The organism is Natronorubrum thiooxidans (assembly GCF_900156475.1).
Lineage (GTDB): Archaea > Halobacteriota > Halobacteria > Halobacteriales > Natrialbaceae > Natronorubrum > Natronorubrum thiooxidans.
In genome coordinates this window covers 1-24,205 of sequence record NZ_FTNR01000027.1, presented here as the reverse complement: position 1 = coordinate 24,205, position 24,205 = coordinate 1, and the positions used below count along the sequence as shown (strand labels likewise).

Below are 24,205 nucleotides of genomic sequence, written 5' to 3'. Positions count from 1 at the left end.
CCGAGACATTTCTCCGGTTGAGTCACCGACTGAGCTTCGCTAGTGACTGGATCGAGACATTCCTCCCCGGTGTTCAGAGGTTGCGCTGATCACTCAGCCCTCGATCCCTGGCAAGGGGAGCTGGCAGATGACGTCTTCCGCTAAATCTTTCACGTCCGAATCCGAAAGAACACCGTCTGGCTGAGGGATACTGAACACATTCACTCAACCAGACATCTTCCTCATGAGACCAACGCTTTAGCTCCAGCTCTCACACCAGTCGGGAAGTACCGAAGATGACATTTGGGAAACCGAATGGACGTACCTAGTTTCAGATGAGGCGGCGAATGGTGAGTATTACTTCTCTCGGATTCACGTTGAAAATGAAGGAGATCTGGAATCAGATCCATGGCCTGCCGACCTGAGCGCGATCATCAATAATTCCTGAATAGAGGCCGTCTATCTCGTCTTCATCATCATAGTAGGACCGCAGGTGAAGATCGTGGCCAACCTCTACCTGCCCGGGCAGAAAGTCGAGAACGTCCGTCCAAAGTAGCGTGTTTCCGGTTTGCGCAACCGATTCCAGATCGAACTTCTCGCGGAGGTGGTACAGAACTGTGTTTTGATGAGTTGAGGGTTCAATTAGGTCTGTTAACAGTAGATCTCTCACATCCGTATCCACCCAACGTTTTTTTCTCGGGCAAAGATCCACCATCCATCCTGTTCTATATCCTCTTTCCACATTGAATCACATCGTTCACATTTCAGCCTAATTCTATTATTATTTTTTAGCTGACCAAGCCAAATATGGCCTCTTATGCATTCAGGACAATTATCAAATATACCTTGATTTTCAGATATTCTGGAAAATTTCCATGGGTGATTAAATGGATTTCTTCCTGTAGAGTCAGAACATCTAGTGGGGTAATCACCTTCCAGATAATCTGTAGCGAGATCGGGAGTATACTTTTGAACAAGGTCGAAAAGTTGGTCTGCATCGATCAATTCTACATCGAGATTTCGTCCTAAGGTCTTAGCCTCATCAGTGAAAAATCCACTAGTAATAATGATAACTTGATCTGCGTCTCCCACTTGCTGATACAGGGTTGCATATTTTCGAACTTTTTGACTCCCAACCTTATTTTCCGAAGAATACCGTTTGACTTGGAGTAGCTCCTTTTTTGTTCTCTTTGTGGCAACAACATCGATACCGCGATCATCGCTGCCTCTCCGAACTGTGGTGTTGTACCCCTGCCCTTCCCAGACTTCGCCAATGAACTTCTCAAAGACGTATGGATCAATACGACGAAGGGTGGCGAGAATCTTCTCCTTGGGCAAAGTTCTGCTCACTGTTCTGCCAAGATTTGCACCGGATATAAGATCACTGAATTGGGGAAATAATCGGTGTCTATTTTCAGAACGCGAAGTGAATTCTTGAGTCCACTCAATACAGAATACGTACCGTGTATTACTATTGATCGAAAGAAGCCTGATCATCTCTACGAACGGGAACTCGATGGACAAGTCAAAAAGAAAGATCATAAACGGCTGATTTTGTCCATAGACACAGTTTTGCCGCCGAATCTACCGAGTACGCGATTAAGTGCGTTCTGGAGTGATGTCCATACGAAATTTCGTTACAGCGCCTCGAGTCTATTGAGAACAACGAGGACACGCCTCCGCAGAGTCGCTCAGACGCTCGAAAAGCGAAACGGTTCATCGTGAAGGTCTGCGACGAAATGAACCTCGACGACGAGCGAATCGACCTCTCATCGCTCACCTCTCGAGTCCGAACTGGTTTTGTGTGCCGATCGTCGACCCTCCGGGGGTAGCGGACTATTGGAGGTCGACGGAAATCGCTTTGTGTGAGCAGACAGTAGTGGCGCTCAGCGCTGGGATTCCGGCATGGTTACAGACGAACCCTTGTGGGGTTGAAGCTGTCCGGCCAGCAGGTAGATCGCGAGGATAGCGATAGTTACAGACGAACCCTTGTGGGGTTGAAGCGAGATGTCGTCTTTGACCACCATATCGAGGATGGTGGTTACAGACGAACCCTTGTGGGGTTGAAGCTTCTGGACCCAGAGTTGAGTTCCCAAGAGGAAGTCAAGTTACAGACGAACCCTTGTGGGGTTGAAGCGAGCTACGACGTCCTCGGCAACGTTATCGAAAGCAGCTGCGTTACAGACGAACCCTTGTGGGGTTGAAGCGGCATCGAGTCCGGCGAAGGCGAGCGCATCGAGGTGGTTACAGACGAACCCTTGTGGGGTTGAAGCGTCGTCGAGCAGCAGTTCGCGATCGAATCCGTTGCGGTTACAGACGAACCCTTGTGGGGTTGAAGCTCATTGCTCTGCCTCCACAATCTCCACACTCTCCAGTTACAGACGAACCCTTGTGGGGTTGAAGCTTGAGCTCCCGCATCACCCAGTGGCGATTCTGGTGGTTACAGACGAACCCTTGTGGGGTTGAAGCGTCGGCGCGTATCCGTACGGACAGATGCCAGCTCGTTACAGACGAACCCTTGTGGGGTTGAAGCCTCGTGCTGGGGCTCATGTCGGCGTTCATGCTGGTGTTACAGACGAACCCTTGTGGGGTTGAAGCGTCGTCGGAGAGTGCAATCCCATGCCCCCCCTCTAGTTACAGACGAACCCTTGTGGGGTTGAAGCCTCGACGTCGGGACGGAGTTGGACGTCGAGCACGTTACAGACGAACCCTTGTGGGGTTGAAGCATGCTACTGCTCTCCGTGTTCGCAGCAGGCAGCGCAGTTACAGACGAACCCTTGTGGAGTTGAAGCCAAGCGGCCGACGAAGGAGTTACGGAGACGATCGAGTTACAGACGAACCCTTGTGGGGTTGAAGCGTCATCGACTGGACGGCGGCCGGCGTTGGCCCGGCAGTTACAGACGAACCCTCGTGGGGTTGAAGCGGCGAGGCGTATCTCACGGGGTACCGCGACGACGTGGGTTACAGACGAACCCTTGTGGGGTTGAAGCTTGGTGTCACCAAGACCCGGCACGTCATCGAGACAGTTACGGACGAACCCGTGTGGGGTTGAAGCGAGAACCTCAATATCGTCGACCACGGCGGCGGCTCGTTACAGACGAACCCTTGTAGGGTTGAAGCAGCGTGTGGGTTAAACCCCGGCCGTCAGAGCAGTTGTTACAGACGAACCCTTGTGAGGTTGAAACTCTCGGTCACAGGTTGCGGTTTTCGGGGTCATGATCGTTACAGACGAACCCTTGTGGCTTACTAAAAGTCAATGTAGTAATTCACCCACAAATATATCCATCAGGGCTGTTCAGCTACGTTCATAGACAATGGTAATTCAAAATAGAGGTGACCACTGACAGTGCGGATTATGGCACACTTGTCTGCTCGAGCGGACGCCGCGTACGACAACGCGTATCATCACAAACTACGCGGACGGATTTGGGGTGCGCTCGAGGGAACCGAGTACGACCACTTGCACGACTCTGGTGACCCACCAGGGTTTGTCATGTCGAATCCATTCCCACCAGGGAACATACACGAAGGTGATGAGCGAAAACTGCTCATCGCCTCGCATGACGAACAGTTACTCGCGAACGTAGCTGCAGATCTGCTCGAAGAGCGAGAACTGAACATCGGCGAGATGCCTTTTCGTATCGAAGACGTCCACGCACTCGAGCCTGACGTCGGCGAGCCAGGGACACGGGGTACACTCGAGACTGGGACTGGACTCTTGATTAGGATCCCACCCTGGAAGTGCGAGGAGTACGGAATCGACCATCCCAGCGGCGAGACAGCTGTCTTTTGGCGACCTGAACATACAACTGAACCCCTAATCAAGCAACTCGAGGCAAATCTCGACAAGAAACACCGACTATTCGAGCGAGAACACTTACCGGGACCGAGCGATGTCGACGGTGAACTGTTCGATGGGTACGAACTGCTCAAGACGTTCGCAGTGCCCATAACGGTAACTGAAAGCCAAGAGATGACTTATGTATTGAGCAAGTGGAAATTCGATTATACCGTACGGGATGACCATCACCGACGCCATCTCAACCTCGCACTCGACGTCGGTATCGGCGAGCGTAATAGTCTCGGACTCGGGTTCGTGAACGTCCAATAATGACAGCGAGCAACGTCATCGAGCCGGAAGCAAATCGAAACACGCTTGACGAAATTCTACTGGATCGAGCATACTCCTCAATATACGATATCGCGCACCTGTACGGCCGACTTCACAGTACGTACCTGTCCCTGAAGTACGAAGACGTCGGTATCGAGCAGAAATACGTTCAGCGACGATTGACGCCCGAGGCGAGACCAGACTACTTCGAGCAAGAAATTGGGATGGCCAGCGTCCCGGTTGACGTTTCCGACGGGAACGTCCGTATTGCGACGGCTGATGACTTAGTAGCTGCCGAATCCGACAATGAGTCGGACGGTATCGATCCTACTACTTCGCTTTACACCGAGCCCATCGACCGGGAGAAACTCCTGCGTGTCGGGTACAGTCGTCAGGACAGTCGGGCGAGAGGACACAATATGTCTCTCGCGCATGATATTACGGACAAGTCGCCAGCGAAGTGTGCGGGGTACATCACCGACCTGTTCACCCAGTGGTTGCGGTCGGACGTGGCAAGCGAGGTGGCAGCGGGACATCCGGATGGCGACCTCATCGAGTGTCTCGCATCGTTCAAGGCAGACGCACTCTCGGAGTTGGAGGAAACAGTCCAAGCGGAGTTCAAGAATCGGTTCCCTGACGGGTTTACCGGTGTCCTCTCACTTCGAATTCGAACCGAAAAAGATGGTCGGTTCCAGTACCCGGGCGAATTCGAAGTCTTGAACGAGGTCACCAAACGTCGTTGGGTCGCGAACCAGATGCGGAGTTACTCCGAAGCAAAAGACAGCTCGGGGACGGCGACGGACTTCGTGACTGGAGAACATGGCGAAGTGTTCGGGCTCAGTGACTCCCCGCTTGAGCGACACCAAGGGAAGATGGCCGAATCCTTCCCGAACCTCTCGCCGGACGAAAGTTGGCGAAACAGGCCTCTGAGCAGTGATACCGCCTTCGCAGTCATCACTGGGTCGTCCATTGTCAAACAGTTCGTCCACCTCCTCCGGGACGACACACGCCTGTACGTCATTCCATATCTAGCGAACCCGGGTCCTAAGGAAGCGGTCGCACTGTACGACCTGGCTCGCAAAGCAATAGATGACAATGGTCAGATCGTCTCAGTGCTCAGCGACGAGTTGACTGACCGAAGTAGTCGGTTGTACGATACTGACGTGCAACTGTATTATTCGGTTGTCTACGAACCTGGCAGAAAGTCGAAGATCCTCATGGAAGAGCCGAGTGTTTCGGTTCGAAAGATTCGTGCGATTGCCGACGCGCACACCGAACTCCTCGGCAGTAATTTGTTGGTTCGCCGGCCGGGCAGGCCACCACTGTTCCCGAGTCCACCATACGGCCGAACGAACAGTCAGACGAACGACGACGGATATGACGGAAGTGAGTACCTTATGTCGTCGATGTCCGACGCCGTCTTCAGTGGACTGCTGAACGGCGGGTACTTCGCAAGTACGTTCTTCGACCGGAAAGCCAACGAGGACGACGACAACTACGGTGCTAGCGACCCATGGACGACCGCCACTCGACAGTGCCTGGGGCCAGATACCAGGCTCAACCCGGAGTGGCTCATGGACCAGTACGTTCCTCGCCTCGAGCAAGAGCAACGCAGTTCTTTCGGTGAGGACGATCTCCCGGTTCCGGATTCATTGCTGACTCGCCAGTACGTCCAATACCAGGCATTAGCACGCGCTGGCGTTCTCGGAATGCCAGGACAGCGGTCCGGTGACGCGCCGTCGCCCCTCACGCAACCCGTTCAGATAGAGACGATGAAAAACGACAGTAATCCAGCACAGCAGATGGCGGAGAAAGCATCATTTGAGAATCGCGAACAGCGTCTAGACCAGTTCATCGAGGCACATCCTGCCCTCGCCCAGAATGGCGAGCGGCAGGGTGCGTTCCTCCTTGGGGCGCTAGTCGGGCGTCTCGCAGCTTACCAAACGAGTCCGAAGAAGGACCTCTCGCGGACCGTTATGCGGCAGCATCCGATCGACTCCCTCACGCTACAACGGTTTTCGACGACGCTCAGCCAGGTCCTCGACAAGAACGTGGTGTACTCTGAGGAAGATGAGAACGTGAATTCGATCATGAACACTCGCTACGTGGAACGGCTGAACGATATTGTTCACCAGAAGCCACCCACTGAGTGGAAGTTGAGTACCTCTGACCTGCGGATGCACTACGGACTCGGTCTCTCCTACGGTCGAAGCGATACCTCGATCGGTGACTACAGCGATGACGCAAGCAACGACAAATAAGCACACCACTACCACTACAATGACTGATAACACGACGGAAGACGACATTGTCGAGAACCGCTCAGAGATTGCTCTCGTCATCGACGCCAAGGACACCAACCCGAATGGTGATCCACTGACAGCTGACAACGAGCCCCGAATTGACCCCAATACGGGTCAGTGTATCGTGACCGACGTCCGCCTAAAACGCTACATCCGAGACCAGATCGACGACGACGGTGACGCAATCCTAATCAAGAACCCCGACAACGGCGTCTACACCAGGGAAAAGATGTACGAGGCGCTGTACGAGGAACTCAACGGAGACCCAGCAGACCTGGACGACGACGAAGTTGTCGAGGGGTTCCTTGGTGCGGCGACTGACGTTCGATACTTCGGCGCGACCATCTCAGTCGACACCGATCTCTCCGGACGACTACCGGACCAATTCCAGGGCCCAGTACAGTTCGGTCACGGCCGGAGCTATCACAAAGTCGACCGTAATACGGAGTCCAAGGAGCTGGCAACCGTCATCGCGAACAATGAGGATTCCAAGCAGGGGACGTTCGCGACCGACCATCGTATCGAGTACGGTGTCATTGGCTTCGGTGGTCGAATCAACGAAAACGGCGCGAACACGACTCATCTCACGAAAGCGGACGTGGAACGTTTGGACACGCTCATCTGGCGGTCGCTAAAGAATCAAACAATAACTCGCTCGAAGGTCGGACAGCAGCCTCGGCTCTATCTCCGTGTCGAGTACGGCCCCGACGCGTTCGAGATTGGAAGACTCGATGATCGAATCGACGTGGATCCGGAAACCACGGTCTCGGAGATGCGGAGCGTCACCGACTATCAGCTCGACGTTCGCCGGCTGATTGCAGCGCTTGACGAACACAGCGATCGCATCGAGACGGTGTACCTGACTGCAGACACCGCCGTTGAATTCAAACTTCCAAATGGGAATAGCGGCGGTCGTGACGATTTCCGAGACGTTCTCGTCGACGCTCTCGGCGAAAAGACGGTCGAGATGTACGACGTCTACAAGCGATATACGAATGAGTGAGCACAACTGGGTGCTCTATATCGATACCCGAGTATCACGGCTGTCGAGACTATGACACAGACCCAGATCGAGGCCTTCATCAGTGAAAGCGCTGAGTTTACCCCCGAGAGTTGCATCGGGTTCACGATTACCTCAGGGTATGCTCACTTCAAGAAGGTCGGTAACAATAGCGCGAAACCAACGTACCGTATTCCTCCACGGACGACAGTCGCCGGATTACTGGCTGGGATCCTGGGATACGACCGGGACACTTACTACGACCTCTTCCAACCGGACAACTCTGCTGTGTCGGTGGTTCCACTCAATAACCCACACACTGTGTCGGTATCGACGACAACCGTCAACACGAAGGCCGACGAGGCAATCAAGTACATTCCTCCGGACGTCCACTACACAAAAGGCGTCAAGGCGTTGACGCCGGAGTCCTACGTCGAACTCGACCGGCAGCGCGACCCATATGAGATGCTCGTCGACCCGAAGTATCGAATCTACGTATCGCTAGCCGCCGAAGACGTCGAGACGGAACTCTTCGAGCGGCTCTCGGAGTCCCGGTACCACTACTCGCCGTCGCTTGGGCTCTCGGAGTGCCTCGCAGAGATCAACGACGTCGAGCGCCACTCGCTGACAGAAGCGGATGACGAACCTATCGAGGTCGATTCGACCGTCTGCGAACTCGAGGGGTCGACCGTCGTGCCCAAGCCAGGAGTCACCGTCTGTCGCGAACGTTCGCCGCTCTACATGGAAGCAACCGACGGAGGCGGCCGACGCACCACAACCTTCGGGAACGTGACGTACGCACTCGAACGGGACCGTGCACTCACTGTGAAGGGGCAGCTCGCGTACGATACCGGACGGCACGTCGTGAGCTTCAGCTGAATCTCTCGATGACAACCAAATATGGAATTCGAACAGTACATCTCGCATCCAGGTGACGAACAGGGGGAAGACCCAATCCTGCTCACGGACCACCTGCGTGCAGTCAGCCACGTCATGCAGTCCGATCTTACGGAGGACGTGACGACCGCACAAGGCGTCGAACTCCAGACGCTCGCGAAAGTCACTGGATTGACTCACGACATCGCGAAGGCAACTACCTGGGCGCAGCAGCACCTCCGCGGCATACCGCTTGACTACAGCGAGGAGTACCGATACCACGGGTTCCCTAGCGCCTTGGTTGCGCTATACTGTGCAGAAACGTACGATACGGTCGACAGGCGAGACGCTGTTCTCGCTGCGCTGGTGGTTGCTCACCATCACAAGCGCTCGGCACCACCGGATCCAACCCACAGCAAGCAGATCTATACGTCGAACAAACAGAACGTCGTCAACCGGTACCGGGTCGTCGAATACCAACTCGAGAACATCGGCCAGCACTCAGGTGCTGAAGCGGTCGCGAACGAGATCCTCGAAGAGGCGGTCGCACCGGGGTATTCGACATCGTGGAGTGATTTTCTCGACTGGTACGATAACGAGCGTGCGATGGATACGCTCGCACAAGCCCTCGCGTCACGCGCACGAGGAACACGCTACTACGGCGATCTGATTCGTCTCTGGTCGACCCTAAAGCACGCGGATCAGCTGGCTGCAAGTCTCGGGACGGACCTGACTATTCACCTCGAAGATATCAACGAAACGTCGGAATCAGTCTGGACAACGCTTCAGGGCTCCGAGAGGACATCCATGCGACCCTCAGCAGAGAACTCGAACCTAACCACCGAGACGCTCGAACGGTTCATCGAGTGCGAGTTGCCAGAGGAGACCGGTATCAAGGGGCGACTCAACAAACTTCGAAACCAGGCACAGGAGCAGACCGTAAAGAACGTCGAGACGCTGGTGGAGATGGAGGACTCCGTTGGGCTCGTCACGCTGCCGACGGGATTTGGGAAGACGTTCGCAGGGCTTGCCGCCGGACTCAGAGCGTGCGAGTTGACTGGCGGCAACTTCGTGTACGCGCTCCCGTACACCAGCATTCTGGACCAGACAGCTACGGAGATTGAGCGGATATTCGACGTCGACGTGACCGATCCGTCGTTCACGCTCCACCATCACCTCTCGACGACGCTCAGCAACCTCGGTGAAAAGTACACGGACGCCGACATCGGTCGGTCCGTCGGGGCGTTGCACGCCGAATCGTGGCGAAGCGATCTCACGCTCACGACGACCGTGCAGCTCTTCGAATCACTCGCCGCACCGACTGGACGGCAGGCAACAAAACTCCCTGCGCTACAGGATGCAGTCGTCGTTCTCGACGAGCCACAGGCCATTCCGGAGCGCTGGTGGAAGATCGTCGTCGACTTGATCGGGATTCTCGTGACGCAGTACGATGCGACGGTGATACTAATGACGGCGACCCAGCCCCGGCTCATCGAGTACGGAACGAACCAGCTGGAATCGACGACGCTTGTTGGTGATAGAGAGGTGTACGTCGACTTCCTAAAGGAGAATCCGCGCGTTGAATACGTTATCGACGAGAGCATCGGCAGCGATACAAAACCTATCGACTACCGGACTGCAGCCGAACGGCTGGCGACGTCACCTGTATCCGAGGACGATACGCTCGCCATCTGCAATACCAGAGCCAGCGCTCGAGAACTGCACGCTCGAACGGAGGACGCCCTCGTCTCGTCCGTGGAGGGAACGATAGTCAAGGTCGGCGAAGTGCTGAATCGAGAGATGGAGCGAACTGGTGTTTCCCCGAGTGTCGACGAGTTGCGGACGCTCGTCGTCGATGAAGCGATCAGGTCGACAGAGGAAGAGGTCCCGATTCTCGCGTATCTCTCTGGGGACATACGTCCTGATGATCGCCAGTTAATCATCAATGCGCTCTACGATGAAGACACGGAGACGGAGCCGCTACTGGCTTCGGAGCATCGGGTCATCATGATTTCGACGAGCGTTGTCGAGGCGGGCGTCGACATCAGTTTTGATAAGGTGTATCGGGACATCGCACCGATTCCGAACATCGTCCAGTCGGGAGGACGATGCAATCGCTCGTTCGATGGCACCATGGGTCGCGTGACTATCTGGACGCTTGCAGCGCCGCCCGATCGTGACCAAATTCCGTCTCGCGTGATACATGGGTCGCGTGGAACCGAGGATCTTCCATTGTTGCACGCGACTGAGGAGGTGCTCACCGCAGAGCGTTCGAGAACGATCCCGGAAGGCAGAATGGTCGGGGAAATCGTCGACCAGTTCTATCGCCACATCAACACGCAGTATGACCCGGGGTCGGACACACTCGCCAAGTACATCCGCGACTGTCGCGTGAACGATCTGGCGGACGAGCGCATGATCGAAGAGATCGACGACTACGAAGACGTCGTCATCTGCTCAACTGCAGCCGAGCGCAACGCCGGTGGTATGGGCGAATCAACAATAATCTCAGAGGAAACGTTACTCAAACGCTCCGGCACACACGTATCGGCTCAACCACCAGCACAAGCGACAACTATGGATGTCGGGAACTCCGAGTACTACCTCGTCGACGCCCAATCGGAACACTACGACCCTGTCTTTGGACTCGAATAGTCCTTGGATTACGACGTTCAAAAAGAGGTGACCCCGGCAGCCACCATGGATCGCTCGGAGATAACAAAGCCATTGTCAGACAATGAGGGTGTCATAGAACTTTTGTCACACCGTGATGATCGTGCTTCCCGGATTGTCTCCTCGTTCGTAGTTGGTGATCGCAATAACGAGGCGCAGGCACAAGGACAGGAACACCTGTGCTCGTGCATGGACGCGGCCTCGGGCGCGGACGTGCCCGAGGCCGCAGTCCTTGACTGCGTCGTTAGTTCGTTCGACGCCTGTCCGGCGTTGTACGCCTCATCTAACGTCGATCGCTTCAGCTGCACGTCTGTGCTGTGTTCTTTGATACGGTCTTCGACCCTGTACTCAATGTCCAGTTGATCGTCGGTGTTTCGTGCGTTGTACGGGGCGATTGGCACGACTCCTGCGCCCAGCAGGTAGTCATGCCAATCGAGTGTGTCGTAGGCGCTGTCTCCAAGCATCCAGATCGGTGTTTCGACGGCGAGCGCGTCACGTGTGACGCGCATCGCCGTCTCTTCTGGAGCTTGTTTGCTCTCGGTGAACTCTGCTGCAATCGGAATCTTCGAACCGGTCGAAACGATCGTGCAGCCGTAGCCATAGTAGTACTCTTCAGCCGTTGGATCGTAGCATTTCGACGCGTCTTGATCGGCAGGCATTGTTCTCACGTCTGTCGAATCAATAGAGTAGGTCAAGTCGAGCAGGCCCCGTAAGGCGGCCTGCTCGACGAGATGGTCGAAGATCTTGTCAACAACGTGCTCAAGATCGGTGAGGAAGCGATCGACCGCGTCTCTCGACGGCGGTCGATCGAAGCCACAGCTGAGCCAAACGACTGTGTTGTTCAGTTCTCGCGCAACCGGACGGATGCCGTAGATGTCCTTGTAGTAGCAGTGCAGAAAGCCACGCATCATCTCGGGTGGTTTGTGATCTCGTGTTCGCCCCGTCTGCGCCGGGGCGAACACGTCGAACTCTTCGAGAAACTCGAAGGAGAGATGCTCAAACAGCGCTAGCGTCTCCGTCTCCACGACATTGAAGAACGTCTCTACCGTAGGATTATCTTGCAGGGTCGCTGGGCTCATACCACCTCAGCGTTCACCCTGCTCTCTGGTATGAGAACTGTTCTATGACACCCTCATTTTGTTATTGGATGATGAGGGCATACATAGGCCATAATCGATGGGAAAATTAACAAACTCTGAAGAGGATCGACCTATTCTTTCAACTTCCATCCCATCTCTGATGCTGAGACATCATGTTCTTGGAGGAACTGCATCTTCTGTTTCGTTGACCAAGAATCACCATACCGTCTGGCATACCTCATTCGCTTACTGTTATTTTGACTCTCTTGATTCGACTTGGATCGTTCACTGTTCTCTTTATTAACTCTGGACTTCTTGTTCTGCTTATTTTTCTTCTTTGACTGGTTTTTGGAGTTAGATTGCCCAAGATACTCATTCACTTCACTTTCTGACATTGTGTTTTGGTCATCAGGATCAAATGATGGCCCCCCTCCAATTCGATCATGAAACGTTCCCTGGCTATCTCCTACTGTTCCTGGGGAAGAATCACCAACGTCGTGCGCTTTGTCTTTTCGACGGCGGTTAAACTCTGCCATCAGTGACTATTACACATGCCGTACAGATAACAATTCCCCAGATAATAGGATAGTTAGTGTTTTGAGATCTAGATGAAACTAAATAAATGTCAATATTGGTGAACACTGACGGGAATTTTTCGTGTATGCACTTCGAGCCGTCAAATTCGCTTTTCTATTCTTGAGTGGATTCGTAGATTTGGAGACAGCAACAAAGACGATCTAATTCTATCGGGTCAAGTTCCTGAAACCGTGAACAAATATAATCTACCAATTCATCACTACCGATATTTATAATGTCATCTCCTTCCAGCCAGTCACCAGACGAACTGAAGAGATATTATCGATCGTGCTGTTCAGCGAATTCTTTGAGTCTGGATCGGTTATTGTCGAAGCCGCCTTTCTACTTGAACGCCAAATGTGAGCGGTTCGTTATCTTCTCCGATCCCACGGAACAAGTATTCAACTAGAACCAACATCATTACTCAAACAACTACTTTTGTAACTGTGTTGGTTGCTTGGATCGGACAAGATCCTGTTCGTTTAGCCAATCGAAGAGGTTCTGATATACAGCAGTACAATCTTCACGATTCTCACTAGAGCAGAGGGTTTCCCAGTTTCCGATGAGAGTCAACTGCTTACGTGCGCGTGTCAACGCAACGTTCAATCGACGTGGCCCCTCATCAGGGAAAGTAAGGAATCCTGCGTTTCCGTTTTCGTTTGACCGAACAAACGAGACAATGATAGCTTCTCGCTCACTTCCCTGAAAAGAGTCGATTGTATCTATTTTCACGTTATTAGTTGATGGATCTATATTCGAGAGTTCACTCTTGATCGCCCCAATTTGTCCTCGATAAGCGGTAATAACTCCAATTTCGGATGAGGCGATTCCTGCTTCTCGAAATTCAAGAACACGCTGTGCTACTGATTTTGCCTCGTCTGTATTCTTGCGAGATTTTCCGTTCGCTCTGTCTTCTTTGCCCTCAATATCAATAGCCAAGACAGGATCAAAGCCATCAAGAGTCCAGTCTTTATTTCGAATAGCTGTTTCAAGACGACCTTCATAGAAGGCTTGATTAGAGAAAGAAGCGATCAATTCATTCATACGATATTGCTTTTGGAGTAGAGTAGTCACATCATCACCGTAGCGTTCGATAAAATGCTCAAACAGAGATATCTCCATTTCCTGTTCTTCTAATTCAGAAGAGGAATATGGGGGCAACTGCTTATGATCCCCGGCTAATACTATCTTTTCTGCTGAATTGAATGGGATAAGTGATGCAGGAATAGATGCCTGAGAGGCTTCGTCGACAACTGCAAAGTCGAATTCGTTCACGGTAAAGTCAGAGGCCGCACTCATTGTAGCGCAAACCACATCTGCCGTGGCTGCATTTGCATTTGAATTCCGCACCCAGTAATTCGACGAGACAATGCGGGTGGTTACGTTCGAGCCTACACGGGCAACTGAGATATCATCGGGAAGGGTACCATGTAGTGAGCCAGGATCTGCCTCGTCGAAAGTGCTCGTTCCAACGAGAAGATTATCTGTGGCCTGATTTGAATGAGCACAAGCTAAAACTCTATTCCCAGAATTGACAAGTTCACGAATCAGTGTAACGAGGGTTCGTGTCTTTCCTGTACCAGGTGGTCCATGAATGCAGAGAACTTCGTTTGATGAAATTACCCGTTCTGCAGCGACTGTTTGGTGGTTGTTTAATAACGAGAATTCAGCTCCGATCGTCTTGTCAGGTTCGAAAGTAACAGGCTCAGCACCAGTAATTATCTCTCGCTTTTCATCGGATTTTTCAGCAGTCTGAACTGCGGAGAACTCTCTATTATAAGGAACGGGATTGAATAGAGGTGCAATCCTGAGAAGACTATCTTCGCTTTCCTCAACGATGGTTCTTAGAATTTTTATTGCTTTAACATCACATCTATCAGTCAGCAACTCTATGACAGAACGGTGTGCATTAATGCCTTTAATAATACCTTCTGCAGGCAACAATTTATTTATTTTATCACTATTTATTCCGCCATCTGTCTCAATGACATCAACAAGGACTTCATTTTCTTTGTAGATGCCATAATCTCCTCTGAAGTCTTTGTTCCTAAACTCGTCTGGGAGAATAACTGTGAGCCGTGGACCAAGCTCAGTTGTTGCCGATCTAAAACTAAGCGGAACCAAAGTTGGGACACCATCATATTGATTTCGGAATGCAGAGAAAGGATACTGTTCATAAGCATCTCGGGCCTCAATTCGAGCAGTCTCTCGCTGATCCGAAACGAAGGAACGTAATCGATCGTAGAATTGCTCTTCTTCAGAATCGTTATATTTGATTTTGGGCTCGACAACCGATGACGGAGCAGAAATCTTCTTCTCACTATTATTTGAATTTATATAGCTAGGCTCCGTGGTAGGCGTATATTTTGACGTCCAAAATCGAACGTGATGTGCAAAAACCGTGTCATCAATTTTTGAAGGCTGTATACGAGACCGACTTTGCTTTTCAATATTATAATACGCATAGACTGGCCTTAGCGAGGTTGGCGAATACAAGAGAAAATCTCCGGTTAGTTCGGCACTGTTCGCCTCGTGGAGAGGTATTTTAATTCGACCTTCGTCATCTGTTAGTTCATTATATGCACCAAATTTCTGTCGAATAGTATCTATAGAACCAGATATCGTCGAGGTGTCGGTGTTATAGAGGTTTTCTTCTTCGATTTTTTTGAGAGATATTTCGAGAGAGTGGAACTCTGTAACTATATGGTCAAGATCAATTCCCATTCGTGATAGTAACTGGTTATGTAACCATTATAATTATTTTGGTAGATACGATAGTTGATGGAGCGAGGAGTCCAGCGGCGTTTGCGCAGAGTTTGTAGTGTGTAGCGTCGAGCAACTCGATCGCTGTCGGGATCGTATCTTCGGCAACGTGCGGGTACTCTTTTGAGAGCATGCCGAGCACTGCGAATGGGCCGATCCGCTGCGTGTCGTCGCCGTCCTCGATGTAGGTCAGGAACTGCGGTGTGATCGGCGCGACGGTGTTTGGATACGAGGCTGCGATCCGCTGAAGGGCAGTAATCGCTTTCGCGTCGGCTGGGGAGCCGTCTTGCAACAGTGTCGCCAGTTTCGGGACGGCATCAATAACTGCATCTGGATTGTGATCGGCGATTGCTGCAACGATACTGATGGCGTCCGCGAGCGGTTCCGAGTCGGTGGTCGGTATGAGAACTGTGAGTACGTCTTCGGCTGCTGGCGTTACTTGCTCTGGGTGCTCGTCAGCGATGTGGGACAAGGCGGTGAGGGCTTCGGCCTGCACGCTTGGTTCGGACGTTTTCAGTTGTGTCGTCAGTACCGGGATTGCTGACAGACACGTCTCGGGATCGGTCTCAGCGATCGTAGCGAGCCTCAGTAGCGCTAATCGCTGTTCTTTGCCGTCGCTCGATTGGATGGTGTCGAGTAACTCGTCAACTCGGTCGGGATCAGTAGCTTCCGGTAAGCCGTGGAGGTCGTCGTGACCGTATCCATGGCCGTGCTGATCGTAGACGACGAAGTCTTCGAACTCAGTCGCAGGCCGGATTGTGATTGCAGACAACGTCAGTGAGTGCCTGAGTAACGTGAGCGCCTCACCGGGTGGGCTCATAAAATCGATCTTGACGAGATTGTACCCTTTGTCCGGGTAGTGTGCGTTCCGTTCCGCGAGAGCAGTATCGTACGTTTTGCTCGACGGAGAGTCCGAGCCGGCACTGTCTAGTTCAGTACCTCCTCAGCTGGCGTCTTTCCATCGAGCGATTGATGCGGTCTTTGATGGTTGTGAAGGTGTCATAGCTGTACTTCCGTGGTTTAACGCCACAGTTTACGGTGAGCGACCAGATTCTACAGGTTGAACTGATTGAGAAAACGCTCTTGTGAAGGACATTGTTGGTGAGTCAGAGAACAGTTTGAATGATTTCTTTCAGGACGTCTCGTCCGGGTTTGCGTAGGATTTTCCGGCGAAGTTCGAAGAGTCTGAGATACGCGGTGAGTTTGTTCTTCGAGATGCCTCGATGAGGCGAGAGCCACCGTCGCGCCAGCGACGCGTGGCTCTCGCACGTATTCACGTGCGCGTCTCCGTCAACGTACTCGCCTTCGCCGTGAATAACCGCTTCTCGCTGGTACGTTTCGTCCTTCTCCAATGGGTCGTAGGCACGAAATCCGTCGGTATAGACTGTCAGCGACTCCTCCTCGTGGTCATCGAGGAGGAGTCGCACGGTTGATTCGTCGGCGGATTTCGATGGGATGACGTATCGCTGATCGCTGCCGCGATCAACGAGGACAAACACAGGTGGCTTATATCCGTCGTAGCTTCCTCGTCCACGTTTCGACAGGCCACGCGAGCGCGACGGTTAGTCGCGCTCGCGGCCTTTCTTCCCGGCGGAGACGTAGAACTCATCGATTTCGACTGGCCCAACGAGATCGATGCGAGGCGCGTCGAGCGTTCTGGCGAAGCGCTCGACGCGCCGGTGAAGCGACCGATACGAGACATCAAACTCAGCGTCTAACTGACGGATACTCGTGTTGAACCGGAGCAACGAATAGAACGCGAACAACAGCTTATCGAGGCCGATCTTCGCGTGCGCGAAGATCGTGCCGGTCTTGTCGTTGAACGTGCGTCCACAATTTTTACAGCGATACCGCTGATACTCTCGATAGCTGCCGTACTTGATCACCGATTCAGACTGGCAGCGCGGGCACTGGAGGCCCTCGCGCCAGCGAACCTGCTCCAGCAGGTTCGCGGCGCTCGTCTCCGAACGAAACACTTCAACTGGGAACATAGTTGGGTGATGCTGACGCATCACCCTTGCCCGCTACGCTTTCACAGCACCAGCTCTGTTCGACCAACAATCTGCTTCCGAAGAGCGTATACAAAAAATTCGCGGAGAGATTGATGGTTTGCTCGATCCAGGAGAATCGACGATTATCTACGAGCACTCATTGGATTCTCTCCTCAACCGAACCGTATACGGTGGGGATCCTACAGAGGATCAGCACTTCCTGTAATAGGGAAAATCGTCGATCCCGTGGGGCTATCCAAGTATTGACGGTCGACGGAAGTTCTTTATTCTGTCTGTACCACACAGGGACTGTAGCCCGAATATTGGGCATGGTTTCAGACGAACTCTTGTGGTGTTGAAGCCTCGAAGAAACGGCGGTCGCGAAAGACGCCGTCGAGTTTCAGACGAACCCTTGTGGGGTTGAAACGTTCGGCAACTCACTAGTCTACGCCAACTGCGTCTCGGCGATCCGGGCAACCGCACTCGATCCGACGATCAGTTACCTCCACGAACCCGGCGAACGGCGCTACTCGCTGTCGCTCGATCTGGCCGACCTGTTCAAACCCGTCCTCGCCGATCGCGTCCTGTTTCGTCTGGTCAACCGCGGGCAGATCGCTCACGACGACTTCGAGACCGACCTCGGATCGTGCCTGCTGAACAAGCGGGGCCGCCAGACCTACACCAAAGCGTTCGAGGAAACCCTCGAGCGAACTGTCGATCACCCCGATCTCAACCGGAAAGTGAGCTACCAGTACCTGCTTCGACTCGAGGCGTACAAACTCAAAAAGCATCTCCTGACGGGCGAGCCGTACGAGTCGTTTGAACGGTGGTGGTGAAATGTACGTCATCATGGTCTACGATCTCCAGGCTGACCGCACCCACAAGGCCCTGAAGATCGGCCGCCGATACCTCACCCACGTCCAGAACTCCGTCCTCGAGGGTGAAATCTCTGAAGGAGACCTTAAGAAACTCCGAAACGAGATCGATGATTTGCTCGAGCCCGGGGAATCGACGATTATCTACGAGCTCTCGTCAGATTCGATCCTCGATCGGGCTGTCTACGGCGAAGATCCAACAGAAGACCAGCGGTTTCTGTAGAATCGTCGACCCCCTAGGGTTGAGCGGTTATTGGAGGTCGACGGAAGTTCTTTGTTGGAGACGTCCCACAGAGTAACTGTCGCCTGGATATCGGGCATGGTTTCAGACGAACCCTTGTGGGGTTGAAGCCGAGGACCAGCCGACGATCTCGACGAGCCCGGGTTTCAGACGAACCCTTGTGGGGTTGAAGCGGCTTCTCGACCGACGATGATGGCTATCTCCAGCCGAGTTTCAGACGAACCCTTGTGGGGTTGAAGCCATTTCCGAGGTCGTCTTTGGGTCGGCATGGCGCAACGTTTCAGACGAACCCTTGTGGGGTTGAAGCCGGTCGTTGTACCGTGAGCGGTGGCGCTTTTGGCCGGTTTCAGACGAACCCTTGTGGGGTTGAAGCGATGGTTTGCTCTCGAGCCTGCTCCTCGCTCTCGCGGGTTTCAGACGAACCCTTGTGGGGTTGAAGCCTCGTCCTCTTTAGTTTGACCGCGCTCCGATCGGGAGTTTCAGACGAACCCTTGTGGGGTTGAAGCGAGAAACGGTCGACCGGTCCCGGTCAGTCATCTCGGGTTTCAGACGAACCCTTGTGGGGTTGAAGCGGCGTCGGCACCGCTCGCGCCAAAGACCTCGGCTGGTTTCAGACGAACCCTTGTGGGGTTGAAGCGAGGACGAGGACGACGAGGACAAAGCCCAGCTCGCCGTTTCAGACGAACCCTTGTGGGGTTGAAGCCGTGATAATCTCGAAGGGGCTGCTCAAGAGTGGCTGTTTCAGACGAACCCTTGTGGGGTTGAAGCTCTCTCGAGTTCGAGGATTCGAGAGATTGGTGCGAGTTTCAGACGAACCGTTGTGGGGTTGAAGCTACGCTGAGATCAAGCAGCGAGAGCCGAAGAGAAAATTTCAGACGAGGGCGTGTTGATCGAGATAGGTAGTCGTTCGAGACCTCAACGAGTAATGACGGACACGTATAGCCTATTGGAACTGTACCAGAAGCTGTATTAGGATATTCTACAGAAAATCCTATAGGGGGAGCTATAACCAAGATATTAGAGTTTGCTGTAGCTGGGCCAATAGTATAGACTATAGTAGAAATTATAGGGAATTCTACAGCTGTTCGACCGGTTCTTTCTTGACCGCAACGAGATCGTCGATGACGCCGGGAGCCCCATTCTGCATCCCAAGCCGAAATGCCATTCGGAGAAGTTCGCTCTGATCGAGATCATCAATATTGGGCTCACAACCGAGTGATTTCTGAAGCTCTGCACCGACTTTCTCGCCGAGGTCAGACAGTCCGCCGTCGCCCTCGAGCGCATCCGCAAAGACGACTGGCAACGCTACTTCCGCCTCCCCGAGAGTGACGATCGCCTCGAGCATGGTGGAGACGTCGCTCTCGCACACGCGGACCTGCTCCCGATTCAGCAACTCGCAAAGATGGACGAGAATATGCTCCGTGCAACGACGTCCTCACTGCCGTCACGACTCGCTTCGAAGTTCTGGAAGGCATGTGTCGACTCGACGGTTAGTGACAATCCCTGGCAGAAAGGGAGCGCTGGCGTTCGTGAGTACGTCAGTGCCGGCGATATGAAACACTGGATCCGTCGCCAGGAGGCGGGCGTCAGTGATTCCTATGCGAAGAAGTTGGTCTCTCGGACGATCGACGCGTTGCTCGAACTCTCGAAGGGCCGGCTTGCTGTGAAAAAAGGAGACAGCGAAAGAACGGCCTTGAGTACACCGAGCGACGTGTTCTGTTGATGGACAATGCCGATATTCCGGGTGAGACCTTCGAGGCTGGAGACACCTGACGTCCACACTCGAGGGTGTCCCCAGGCAACTCACAACCCCTGAGAAGGGTTGCACTCTCCACGCCACACTGAAACCCTGCACGAAAGCGGCTGTTTGCTCGGTACGGCTACTGGGCAGTACGTCACTCGATCGGTCATAGTCGGTCTTCCTCGAGTGGCCCGCCTACGGATGTGTCTGAAGACATCAGCTGTCTCAGGAAACAATGTGACGAGGTTAGCAAATCCAGAGGATGTACCGAGAAGCAAGTGGTCGGGTGTCGCAGTCATTGTTTCCGTCGACCCCCAGAGGTTTGTCGGCTATTGCAGGTCGACGGAAACAGATTTGTGAGAGTGACAAGTACGGTTCCTATGGCCGGGTTTCCGGCATGGTTACAGACGAACCCTTGTGGGGTTGAAGCCGCGTTAGAGACTCTGACGGCTTCGTTTCGGCATACCCGTTACAGACGAACCCTTGTGGGGTTGAAGCCCGTTTCGACGCCACCTCGAGGCCGTCAAAGAGGCGTTACAGACGAACCCTTGTGGGGTTGAAGCATGAATAACGGGATTTATGACTCGCGGAAAACCGAGTTACAGACGAACCCTTGTGGGGTTGAAGCCTCTCGACTGTTCCGGCCTCCCGACCTATGCTCGCGGTTACAGACGAACCCTTGTGGGGTTGAAGCGACTGGGACGAACGCTTCAGCTTCACCATCGACGTCGTTACAGACGAACCCTTGTGGGGTTGAAGCCCGTTTAACGGGTACCCTATCGGGGACTATCCTGCGTTACAGACGAACCCTTGTGGGGTTGAAGCTCCTCGATCGCCTCGAGCGTCACTGTCGTTGACTCGTTACAGACGAACCCGTGTGGGGTTGAAGCGTCCTCTTCGCCCGTACCTGGATCGGCCATCTCGAGGTTACAGACGAACCCTTGTGGGGTTGAAGCGACGCTCGACACGGCTACCGCAGTCTCGTCGTGTTCGTTCGGTGGGGTCGAAGTACGCTGAGATCAAGCAGTGAGAGCCGACGGGACAGTTTTAGACGAGCGCGTATTGAACCAAGTACTCGTTTAAGATCTCAGCGAGTAATGCCGGACCGCATGGCCTATCAGAATTGTACAGAATCTACGTTAGGTTTTCCTACAGGTAAGCCTATAGGAAAAGCCATAGCTGATTTATTAGCTTTCCCTGTAGCTAAAGCGATAATATGGACGATAGCGAGGAGTGTGAAGTACCTCGGGGGCAAGCCCCGAGTTACTCACCCTTTTCAACCTGTAGAGGTATCTAAAGCTGTTCGACCGATTCTTTCTTGACCGCAACAAGATCGTCGATGACTCCAGGAGCGCCATCCTGCATCCCAAGCCGGAATGCCATTCGGAGAAGTTCGCTCCGATCGAGATCGTCAATATTGGGCTCACGACCGAGCGACTTCTGAAGCTCTGCACCGACTTTCTCTCCGAGGTCAGTCAGTTCGCCATCGTCCTCGAGCGCCCGAATCACAGCTGCCATATCACCGTCCCAAATCGAGACAGTCTTTTGCTTGTCACCGTCATCAATCGCGGCGAGTTCCTCACGAATGCGGTCTTTGAATTCTTCGCGATCATCGTCGACGGCAGCAACACGACTGCCTTTCTCCTCGAGTTCGTCGAAGACGTCCATGTCGTCACTCATGAATTCGCTCCACCAGTTCAGCTGCGTTCGCTTCGTATGCATCGCGTGCGCGCGTAGCCGTGCTCGAGGGTTCCTCGAGACCGAAGGCAGTCATCCCATCAGACTGTGCGTTGCGAATGTCCTGGGACTGCGGGACGTGATTCGGGGCGACCGTCTCCGGATACTCGTCAGCTAGTTCATCGAGCAACTCCGAGTCCAGATTCGTCGAGGCCTGAACGCGGTTCGGGATAATCATCTGAACCGAGAGTTTCGTATCCAGTGTCGCGTTATACTCCTCGAGATCTTCGTGGAGCGCCTCGAGTTGTGCCTCTTCGAACTCGCCGAGTTCTATTGGGGCGATAATGTTCTCGGCGGCCTGGAGTCCGTTGAGCGTGATATTGTTCGTGAGACCTGGGAGGTCGATGAGGATAACGTCGTATCCCTGTGGTTCAACATGCTCGGAGAGGAACTGATCGAAGATCACGTACCGCTCTTCGACCGGGCGGCTAGCGAGTTCGTCGTCAACCTGGTCCAGCCCTTTGTGGGCGGGCATGAGATCGGGACCCTCCTCGGTCGCCAGCGTGAGTTTCTCAACGACACCGTCGATATTCTCGGCAATATAGTCCCACGAATCGTCGAAGACATGAGCGATGTTCGGCTTCTGCTCGCTTTCTTCCCACTCCTCGAGGAGGCCGAAGTGTTTGGCCAAGTCGTTTTGCTTCCCTGCGAGGTCGATCATGAGGACGTCGTACCCATTGTTGTGAAGTGCGACCCCCAAGTGCGCCGTTGCCGTTGTCTTCCCAACTCCACCCTTATCTAGGAAGGCAGCGGCTCGCATCGGTTTTGACATAGTGTAATTCCTACAGTGTATCCAATAGTCATAAATGTATGTAAAGCATTAAAATCTGCTACAGTATCAACTAACGTAATTCCTATAGGATAAGCTATAGCGATGACTGAAGCAATTGTCATAGGCGTTCTAAAGATCCTAAGAGACCGTGTATCTTGTAGAAAGCGATTGTTCCTAATCAAAAGTTCCTCTCATCAGGATCTGATCAAACTCCCTCGAAGAGCCTGTCGATGACAACCAACAAGACCAGATCGACTCATCCGATTAGAGTGGTGACTCGGGATAGTAGACCGCAGACACACTTCTATCGCGGATGTGACAGTCGATACGCTGGCCACAGGCCTACTCGCTCGAGAGTGTTACAGGAGTTGCGGCACACAAAACGACACCCCCACACTGGCCTTCACCAATACTATTGGTCAGCAACTGGTTCGAAGGTCAGCCGTTTTCGCACACCGAACGTCACGCTTCGAAGCTCCCAACCGGCACGTCGGCAAATCGTCAACAAGTCGTTGGTCCCACGACTCGAGTGCCAACGGTCGTCGTGACACTCGAGGGCCAACGTCGTCGGTCGCCACGCCTCATCGCGGCCATCGACAAGCACCGACATACCCTCGAGTGAACACAGCATGTTCGTGAGGGCATCCGTCTTTAGCTAAGCGAAGAATCGCATGACTGCGGCGGCTTATCGGGACAACTTTTCGGAAGGAATAAGGAGGATTCAGCTGTGCACACAGAACCCTCCTCACGTCATATTGAACGTCGTCTCACTAACCTCCTTCCTTCTGAAGCACTCGAAGACCACGCCGAAGGTGTCGGCGTGGTCGAGCACGAGGGGAAGCTTCAGCTCCCGCCACTTGTCTGGTCGTTTGCGTTCGGCTTCGCCGCAGGCGAAAGCCGAACGCTTGCAGCCTTCAGACGAACCTACAACTCCACTGCTGACGAGTCGATCTCTCCGGGTGGTTTCTATCAGCGGTTGACTCCGACACTCGCAGAGTACCTCCGCGACCTCGTCGAATACGGGTTCGACGAGGTCGCTGTGCCTCACACCGTCTCTGATGAGTTCGACCGCTTTCGGGACGTGATGATCGCTGATGGAACCGTCCTGCGGTTGCACGAGTTGCTCTCTGAAGAGTACAAAGCACGTCACGAGGAGCAGGCTGGAGCGAAGCTCCACCTGCTCCACAACGTCACTGATCAGACGGTCGAACACTTCAGCGTCACAGACGAGAAAACGCATGACAGCACGTTGTTCAACACAGGTTCGTGGCTGGAAGAACGATTAGCGATCTTCGATCTCGCCTATTTCAAGTACCGGCGGTTCGCGTTGATCGACGAGAACGACGGCTACTTTGTTAGCCGGCTGAAAAAGAGCGCAAACCCGGTTGTAACCGAGGAATTACGGGAATGGCGCGGCCGCGCCATTCCCTTGGAAGGCGAGAAAATCTTTGACATCGTCGACGACCTTTCCCGCAAATACATCGACGT

At 53.4% G+C, this 24,205-nt stretch carries 14 protein-coding genes, 7 pseudogenes and 3 CRISPR repeat arrays; of the genes and pseudogenes, 10 read left to right on the top strand and 11 right to left on the bottom strand.

The features are described 5' to 3' along the window. Positions 1 to 427 precede the first annotated feature (427 nt). Positions 428 to 607 (bottom strand): annotated as a pseudogene (locus tag BW940_RS19645) (ISH3 family transposase); the annotation flags it as partial. A 38-nt stretch (positions 608 to 645) separates the two neighbouring features. Next, positions 646 to 1,329, bottom strand: a complete 684-nt coding sequence (locus tag BW940_RS19640) for a restriction endonuclease (RefSeq protein WP_159440198.1) — start codon at positions 1,327 to 1,329, stop codon at positions 646 to 648. Positions 1,330 to 1,887: 558 nt separating this feature from the next. Next, a CRISPR array of direct repeats spans positions 1,888 to 3,164; the repeat unit is 30 nt; unit sequence GTTACAGACGAACCCTTGTGGGGTTGAAGC. A 170-nt stretch (positions 3,165 to 3,334) separates the two neighbouring features. Here BW940_RS19640 and cas6 point away from each other — a divergent pair. The 5 genes from cas6 to BW940_RS19615 all read left to right on the top strand — a co-directional run bounded on the left by cas6 (position 3,335) and on the right by BW940_RS19615 (position 10,924). Then, a complete protein-coding gene (gene cas6, locus BW940_RS19635; RefSeq protein ID WP_076610863.1) occupies positions 3,335 to 4,090 on the top strand; it encodes a CRISPR-associated endoribonuclease Cas6 in 756 nt (251 codons plus the stop codon). 419 nt (positions 4,091 to 4,509) lie between these two features. Next, entirely contained in the window at positions 4,510 to 6,351 is a 1,842-nt protein-coding gene (locus tag BW940_RS19630) for a TM1802 family CRISPR-associated protein (protein WP_216819689.1), read from the top strand. 19 nt (positions 6,352 to 6,370) lie between these two features. Beyond that, positions 6,371 to 7,396: a type I-B CRISPR-associated protein Cas7/Csh2 gene (gene cas7b, locus BW940_RS19625; RefSeq protein WP_076610861.1), complete on the top strand. Its 1,026-nt coding sequence runs from the start codon at positions 6,371 to 6,373 to the stop codon at positions 7,394 to 7,396. 51 nt (positions 7,397 to 7,447) lie between these two features. Beyond that, on the top strand, positions 7,448 to 8,272 hold the full coding sequence (cas5b, locus tag BW940_RS19620) for a type I-B CRISPR-associated protein Cas5b (RefSeq protein ID WP_076610860.1): 825 nt from the start codon (positions 7,448 to 7,450) through the stop codon (positions 8,270 to 8,272). Between the two features lie 21 nt (positions 8,273 to 8,293). Further along, positions 8,294 to 10,924 (top strand): CRISPR-associated endonuclease Cas3'', encoded by a 2,631-nt coding sequence (locus BW940_RS19615; RefSeq protein WP_076610859.1) that lies wholly within the window; start codon positions 8,294 to 8,296, stop codon positions 10,922 to 10,924. 105 nt (positions 10,925 to 11,029) lie between these two features. Here the strand turns inward: BW940_RS19615 and BW940_RS19610 are convergent. The 6 genes and pseudogenes from BW940_RS19610 to BW940_RS19590 form a co-directional block, all read right to left on the bottom strand. Next, positions 11,030 to 12,021: pseudogene (locus BW940_RS19610) on the bottom strand (transposase). A 131-nt stretch (positions 12,022 to 12,152) separates the two neighbouring features. Next, a complete protein-coding gene (locus tag BW940_RS21305) occupies positions 12,153 to 12,557 on the bottom strand; it encodes a hypothetical protein (protein WP_143823963.1) in 405 nt (134 codons plus the stop codon). A gap of 472 nt (positions 12,558 to 13,029) precedes the next feature. Next, complete coding sequence (locus tag BW940_RS20945; RefSeq protein WP_084776834.1) at positions 13,030 to 15,321, bottom strand: DEAD/DEAH box helicase; 2,292 nt, start codon at positions 15,319 to 15,321, stop codon at positions 13,030 to 13,032. 16 nt (positions 15,322 to 15,337) lie between these two features. Further along, a complete protein-coding gene (locus BW940_RS19595; protein WP_076610856.1) occupies positions 15,338 to 16,180 on the bottom strand; it encodes a sister chromatid cohesion protein PDS5 in 843 nt (280 codons plus the stop codon). A gap of 107 nt (positions 16,181 to 16,287) precedes the next feature. Beyond that, positions 16,288 to 16,359 (bottom strand): annotated as a pseudogene (locus BW940_RS22720) (IS6 family transposase); the annotation flags it as partial. A 107-nt stretch (positions 16,360 to 16,466) separates the two neighbouring features. Then, a pseudogene (locus tag BW940_RS19590) lies at positions 16,467 to 17,351 on the bottom strand (IS1595 family transposase). Positions 17,352 to 17,451: 100 nt separating this feature from the next. On the opposite strand from BW940_RS19590, the pseudogene BW940_RS22580 reads away from it, so the two are divergent. The 3 genes and pseudogenes from BW940_RS22580 to cas2 form a co-directional block, all read left to right on the top strand. Beyond that, a pseudogene (locus BW940_RS22580) lies at positions 17,452 to 17,577 on the top strand (CRISPR-associated endonuclease Cas2); the annotation flags it as partial. A gap of 199 nt (positions 17,578 to 17,776) precedes the next feature. Next, positions 17,777 to 18,187, top strand: a pseudogene (cas1, locus tag BW940_RS19580) (CRISPR-associated endonuclease Cas1); the annotation flags it as partial. 1 nt (position 18,188) lies between these two features. Then, the gene (gene cas2 / locus BW940_RS19575; RefSeq protein ID WP_076610854.1) at positions 18,189 to 18,449 is read left to right on the top strand and encodes a CRISPR-associated endonuclease Cas2; all 261 of its coding nucleotides are present in this window, start codon (positions 18,189 to 18,191) and stop codon (positions 18,447 to 18,449) included. Between the two features lie 99 nt (positions 18,450 to 18,548). Then, positions 18,549 to 19,300: a CRISPR direct-repeat array (repeat unit 30 nt). A gap of 242 nt (positions 19,301 to 19,542) precedes the next feature. Here cas2 and BW940_RS19570 read toward each other — a convergent pair. Beyond that, positions 19,543 to 19,836, bottom strand: coding sequence for a hypothetical protein (locus BW940_RS19570; RefSeq protein ID WP_076610853.1), 294 nt, complete (start codon positions 19,834 to 19,836; stop codon positions 19,543 to 19,545). Here BW940_RS19570 and BW940_RS22245 point away from each other — a divergent pair. Further along, positions 19,741 to 20,240, top strand: a pseudogene (locus BW940_RS22245) (hypothetical protein); the annotation flags it as partial. The gene BW940_RS19570 and the pseudogene BW940_RS22245 overlap by 96 nt on opposite strands. 367 nt (positions 20,241 to 20,607) lie before the next feature. Continuing rightward, a CRISPR array of direct repeats spans positions 20,608 to 21,164; the repeat unit is 30 nt; unit sequence GTTACAGACGAACCCTTGTGGGGTTGAAGC. A gap of 337 nt (positions 21,165 to 21,501) precedes the next feature. Here BW940_RS22245 and BW940_RS19560 read toward each other — a convergent pair. Both BW940_RS19560 and BW940_RS19555 read right to left on the bottom strand, forming a co-directional pair. Then, the gene (locus BW940_RS19560) at positions 21,502 to 21,888 is read right to left on the bottom strand and encodes a hypothetical protein (RefSeq protein ID WP_076610852.1); all 387 of its coding nucleotides are present in this window, start codon (positions 21,886 to 21,888) and stop codon (positions 21,502 to 21,504) included. Further along, on the bottom strand, positions 21,881 to 22,717 hold the full coding sequence (locus BW940_RS19555; RefSeq protein ID WP_076610851.1) for a ParA family protein: 837 nt from the start codon (positions 22,715 to 22,717) through the stop codon (positions 21,881 to 21,883). Before BW940_RS19555 ends, BW940_RS19560 begins: the two co-directional genes overlap by 8 nt. Before the next feature lie 754 nt (positions 22,718 to 23,471). Between BW940_RS19555 and BW940_RS19545 the strand changes: the two genes are divergently transcribed. Then, a partial coding sequence (locus BW940_RS19545; protein WP_173834926.1) for an IS4 family transposase occupies positions 23,472 to 24,205 on the top strand: 734 nt, incomplete at its 3' end.